Annotated in this window: 5 protein-coding genes and 3 pseudogenes; 6 read left to right on the top strand and 2 right to left on the bottom strand. The window is 63.8% G+C overall.

What is annotated here, in order from left to right; translation table 11 throughout:
• Positions 1 to 248: 248 nt before the first annotated feature.
• Both VQ042_RS24640 and VQ042_RS24635 read left to right on the top strand, forming a co-directional pair.
• A pseudogene (locus tag VQ042_RS24640) lies at positions 249 to 449 on the top strand (DUF6429 family protein); the annotation flags it as partial.
• 3 nt (positions 450 to 452) lie between these two features.
• Positions 453 to 641, top strand: coding sequence for a DUF6429 family protein (locus VQ042_RS24635; RefSeq protein ID WP_331822907.1), 189 nt, complete (start codon positions 453 to 455; stop codon positions 639 to 641).
• Here the strand turns inward: VQ042_RS24635 and VQ042_RS24630 are convergent.
• Positions 622 to 848 (bottom strand): annotated as a pseudogene (locus tag VQ042_RS24630) (transposase domain-containing protein); the annotation flags it as partial. The gene VQ042_RS24635 and the pseudogene VQ042_RS24630 sit on opposite strands and share 20 nt — an antisense overlap.
• Positions 776 to 1,120, bottom strand: coding sequence for a hypothetical protein (locus VQ042_RS24625; protein WP_331822905.1), 345 nt, complete (start codon positions 1,118 to 1,120; stop codon positions 776 to 778). The gene VQ042_RS24625 and the pseudogene VQ042_RS24630, both read right to left, overlap by 73 nt.
• Positions 1,121 to 1,160: 40 nt before the next feature.
• Here VQ042_RS24625 and VQ042_RS24620 point away from each other — a divergent pair, with 40 nt between their 5' ends.
• From VQ042_RS24620 to VQ042_RS24605, 4 genes and pseudogenes are all read left to right on the top strand, one after another.
• On the top strand, positions 1,161 to 1,355 hold the full coding sequence (locus VQ042_RS24620) for a hypothetical protein (protein WP_331822904.1): 195 nt from the start codon (positions 1,161 to 1,163) through the stop codon (positions 1,353 to 1,355).
• The gene (locus VQ042_RS24615; RefSeq protein ID WP_331822906.1) at positions 1,342 to 3,414 is read left to right on the top strand and encodes a recombinase family protein; all 2,073 of its coding nucleotides are present in this window, start codon (positions 1,342 to 1,344) and stop codon (positions 3,412 to 3,414) included. The genes VQ042_RS24620 and VQ042_RS24615 overlap by 14 nt, the downstream gene beginning before the upstream one ends.
• A gap of 25 nt (positions 3,415 to 3,439) precedes the next feature.
• Positions 3,440 to 3,673: pseudogene (locus tag VQ042_RS24610) on the top strand (transposase domain-containing protein); the annotation flags it as partial.
• An 86-nt stretch (positions 3,674 to 3,759) separates the two neighbouring features.
• Positions 3,760 to 4,647, top strand: coding sequence for an aldose 1-epimerase family protein (locus VQ042_RS24605; RefSeq protein ID WP_331822903.1), 888 nt, complete (start codon positions 3,760 to 3,762; stop codon positions 4,645 to 4,647).
• Positions 4,648 to 4,939: the final 292 nt, after the last annotated feature.

The following is a 4,939-nucleotide window of genomic DNA, read 5'->3' as shown; positions in this document are numbered from 1 at the left end:
CCGCCTTCACAGCGTTCCCGGTATCGGTGAAGTCCGTAAGCGCGGCCTGAGCCCCATTGGCTTTACGCTTTCGATGGCTTCCCCGGTCTGCGAGTCTGGCGCCCTTTCCCTGGGCCTCAGTAGCTGACGCAATGGCGCCGGGCGGCGCGCGATGGGTTGCTGGCGCTGCCGGAAGCGTGCGGTGCCCAGATGGGTATCCATCCGGTGTGAGCCGCGGCGGTCTCGGTTTGCTGTGTTATCCTGACCGCGTGGAGATCGATAACGACAAGATCGATGATGCTGTCCTGGCACTTTTGTGGTTGACGCTGCACGGCAATCGGCGTGCCTGGAAGAGTTTTGACTGGGAAGTGACCGACCGTTTGCATCGGAAGGGAATGATCACTGACCCGGCGAACAAGGCAAAATCGGTGATGCTAACGGATGAGGGTCATCGGCGATCGGAAGACCTTTNTTTGTGGTTGACGCTGCACGGCAATCGGCGTGCCTGGAAGAGTTTTGACTGGGAAGTGACCGACCGTTTGCATCGGAAGGGAATGATCACTGACCCGGCGAACAAGGCAAAATCGGTGATGCTAACGGATGAGGGTCATCGGCGATCGGAAGACCTTTTCCGGGAGCTGTTTACGCGGCCGACGCCATGATCTCCTGACGGGGTGGCCAGTTCCAGGGCAGGAGTTCGTGGAGCCGAGTTTGGGGGGTGTCGGCGATGCGCGCGAGGACGTCGGCGGCCAGGCCTGCGGATCGATATCGTTGAGCTTGGCCGTCGCAATCAGCGTCAGCATGAAGGCGCAGCGATCGGCGCCGCGATCTGAGCCTGCGAAGAGCCATGACTTGCGGCCGAGAGCAATCGCAGGGTCATTCTGCCCATATCGGGCAATTCGTAGAGTTTCATTACCGGTGGCATCCCTTTCATGGTCGACGTTTTCGGCAGGAGGGCAGCGAAGAACGCGTCACTGGCCGCATCATTCGGGTCGAGATCAAGCCCGGCGAGGTCATGGTGGTCGCCGCATGGATGCTGGATCCCGTCGCCTGCGCCGGTATGGAGATGGGCAGGCCGCGCGTTTCGATTGGCGGGCTCACTGAGATCCACAACATCCTGATCCAGCGCGGTTTCAGGCAAAGTTCTCCGGACGGTTCGAACACCCTCCAGGAGGCACAAAATGAAGACCCTGCCACCCTCGAAGCTGCCTGTGCTGGCGCGCCAGCTCAGCATGCCGCTGGACTCGCTGAACCTACGGGGGCTGAGCCTGTCCGAACGAAGCATCGTGGTCGTTCGGCTGGCGACCCTCCTGACGGCCGCCGCGGGCGCCGCAGCGACCGAGGAGGACGATGATGACGATGATGACGAGCAGTGATCATCTGCCGGTCGCGGTGCTGAAGCGGAAAGCAGTCGTCTATGTGCGGCAGTCGACCCAGGCGCAAGTCCAGACCAACCTCGAGAGCCAGCGACGGCAGTATGAACTCGTCGATGTCGCGCGCCGGTGGGGATTCCGCGAGGTCGAGGTCATCGATGACGATCTCGGCCGTTCTGCCAGCGGCACCATGGCGCGACCCGGGTTCGAACGGCTGGTGGCCGACTTGTGCACAGGCAAGGTCGGAGCCGTGCTCTGTTTCGATGCATCCCGGCTTTCCCGCAACGGACACGACTGGCATCGCCTCCTCGAGTTGTGCGGCCTGGTTGAGGCGCGCGTGATCGATCTGGACGGGGTCTATGATCCATGCCGCCCGAACGATCGCTTGCTGCTGGGCATGAAGGGCAGCATCAGCGAGTTTGAGCTGGGGGTTCTGCGAGCGCGCATGTACGACGCCGCGCGTGCCAAGGCGCGACGCGGCGAGCTGCGCATCAGCGTTCCCATTGGCTACATCTGGCACCGCGATTATGGCCTGGGGCTCGATCCCGATTTGCGTGTCCAGGAGGCGGTCCGCCTCGTGTTCTCGCGCTTTCGCGAGCTCAGTAGCGCGCGGCAGGTTCTTATCTCGTTGACGGCCGACGGCTTGCATTTTCCCAGGCCGTCCGACGGGAAGAAGATGGTGTCCCTGGATTGGGTGCCGATCCGCTATCGCAACGTCATCCCGATCCTCAAGAACCCATTCTACGCGGGCGCCTACGTCTATGGTAAGAGCGAGAAGCGCACGGAGATTGTCGATGGCCGCGCCCGCAAGAGTTACGGCCACGGCAAGCCGTTCAGCGAGTGGGAAGTGCTTCTGAAAGACCACCACGAGGGTTATATCGATTGGAGCGAGTTTGAACGGAACCAGACCTGCCTCGCCACCAATGCCTACGGCAAGGCGGGCGGCGTCAAATCGGGTCGCGGCGGACGGGCATTGCTGGCAGGGCTCATCACGTGCGGACGATGTGGACGGCGGCTGGTCGTTTCATACTCGGGACGTCCACCGGGGCAGCACTCCCTCTATCGCTGTGATCGCTCCAATCAGATGCTGGCGCGACCGCGATGCCTGACCTTCGGCGCATCTCGCATCGACGCCACCATTGCTAGAGAGATCCTGGCGGCGGTGACACCGATGGCGATCGAGGCGGCGCTGGAAGCTGAGCGTATGCATATGGAAAGCCGAGACGAAAGACAGCGTGTGATGGAATTGGACCTGCAGCAGGCCCGCTACGACGCCTCGCTCGCCGAACGCCGGTACGCCGCCTGCGACCCTGACAACCGCCTCATCGCCGCACAACTCGAGAAGAGCTGGGAAGCAACGCTCAGGCGCGTGACGGCCTGCGAAGCGCGACTGGCCGAAGTGCGTCAGCCAGAGCCTGCCACGCCAGTTCCGGATTTTGCTGGTCTCGCCGACGACCTCGAAGCCGCATGGAACGCGCCGGGTGTCGGCATGCGCTGCCGCCAGCAGCTCCTCCGCTCCCTCGTCGCTGGAATCATCGCCGACGTCGACGACGAGCAGCGTGAAGTCATTCTGACGATCCATTGGCAGGGCGGCCAGCATTCGCAGCTGCGCGTTCGCAAACCGAAGAGTGGGGAGCACGGTCAGCGAACGCCAGAAGAAGCTCTCGCAGTGATGCGGACCATGGCGACCCGGTGGTCCGACGAAGACATCGCGGCGACGCTCAACCGCATGGGCATGCAGACCGGGCACGGGAAGACCTGGACAGCACGCCGTGTCGGGTCACTGCGCACGGTGCATAAAATCCGAGGCTACCGCTCTGCCGACAAGAACGGCGAATGGCTCACGATGTCGGAAGCCGCCGCAAAGCTGGGCGTTTCGCACCATCGTATCCGCCGCCTTATCCAGGATGGCGTACTCCCCGCCGAGCAGGTCGTGCGCGGTGCTCCGCATCAAATTCGCGCGTTTGATCTCGAAGACGAGCGGATCGCTGCCTTCGCGAAGCGTAAGGGCCCGTGTCGCACCGAGCCCGAAGGCCAGAACTCCCTGTTTCCAGACGTTTGAAGAGGAGGCGTATAATGAATCGGTTGTTGCTCTCGGCCGCAAGTCCTGTCTCTTCGCCGGATCCGATCGCGGCGCCGACCGCTGCGCCTTCATGCAGACGCTGATCGCGACGGCAAAGCTGAACGACATTGACCCGCAGGCGTGGCTCGCCGACGTCCTCGTCCGCATCGCCGATCTTCCGCAGTCCCGCCTCGAAGAACTCCTGCCGTGGCATTGGTCATCGGCCAAAGATCACCAGGTCGAGCGCGCGGCCGCGTAGCCGACGTTCACAGCCTCGCGCACCACGGTCCACGCCGGATGATTACGTGCTAACCGCAATCCGGTATCAGAAATGGACGGGCCGTGATGACCGACGACCACGTGATTGCAGCCGGTGGCCTGAGGGCGGTAATCCGCAGCCAGGGCGCCGAACTGGTCAGCCTGCAGGATGGGGCGGGGGAGGAACTCCTGTGGCAGGCCGGCCCCGAATGGCCGCGCCATGCGCCCGTGCTGTTCCCGATCGTCGGGAAGCTGGCGGGAAACGTGCTCCGACACGAAGGGCGGGCCTATTCCATGGGCCAGCACGGTTTTGCCCGCGACCGTCGGTTTGCCTGGACCGAGCGATCGGCCGACCGCGCCGCGCTGCGGCTGACCGATGACGCGGAAACGCGGCAATCCTATCCCTTTTCCTTCGTGCTCGACCTCATCTACGCCGTGACGGCCGATGGCCTCGCGGTTACGACGCGGGTGACCAATCCGGGCGAGCAGCCGCTGCCCTGCGGGGTCGGCGCCCATCCGGGCTTCCGCTGGCCGCTCTTCGACGGCATCGACAAGACCGCTCACGCCATCACCTTTGAGGCTCGCGAAGAGGGCCGGGCCCTCTCGGTCGAGAACGCGCTGCTCGGGGCCGACAAGCCGCTGCCCTTCGATGGGCTGCATCTGCCCCTGTCGGAAGCGCGGTTCGAGACGGATGCGCTCGTCATGCCGGCGGTGTCGAGCCGAAGCGTGACCTATGCCGCGCAGGATAACGAGGGCCATGTGGCTCGGGCCCTCACCGTGTCCTGGTCGGGCTACAAGGATCTCGGAATCTGGTCGAAGCCGGGCGGCGCATCCTTCGTCTGCATCGAGCCCTGGTATGGCATGGCGAGTCCGGTCGGCTGGGACGACGAGTTTCTTGACAAGCCGGGGATCCTCGTCCTGGCGCCGGGGGCATCCTGCGATTTCGTCTGGACGGTGCAGGCGAGCGAGGGGTGATGGTCTCCTGGCGCTGGCCGAGGACGAAGTGCGGGCGATCGGGTTGGGGCCGTCCGGCCGGGTCGAATTCGGCATGCCGGCCTCGGTGTCCATGGCGTGTCCATTCCGCTGGCGGAGACGGTGCGGGTGGAAATGCCGGCGCGTACGGTTCTGCGCGACGGAGGCGATGAGCGGCCATATTAGAGCGTCGGGCGATTAATCTGCAACGCAGCCTGCAGCTTTGAAATAATTCCAGCATTCGTCGGATGTGAAGAGGGCGCAGATATCGCCGACAGCGCGCCAGAGATCATCC

This window comes from Aurantimonas sp. A2-1-M11, from assembly GCF_036549475.1.
GTDB lineage: Bacteria > Pseudomonadota > Alphaproteobacteria > Rhizobiales > Rhizobiaceae > Aurantimonas.
This window is presented reverse-complemented; position numbering and strand designations above follow the sequence as displayed.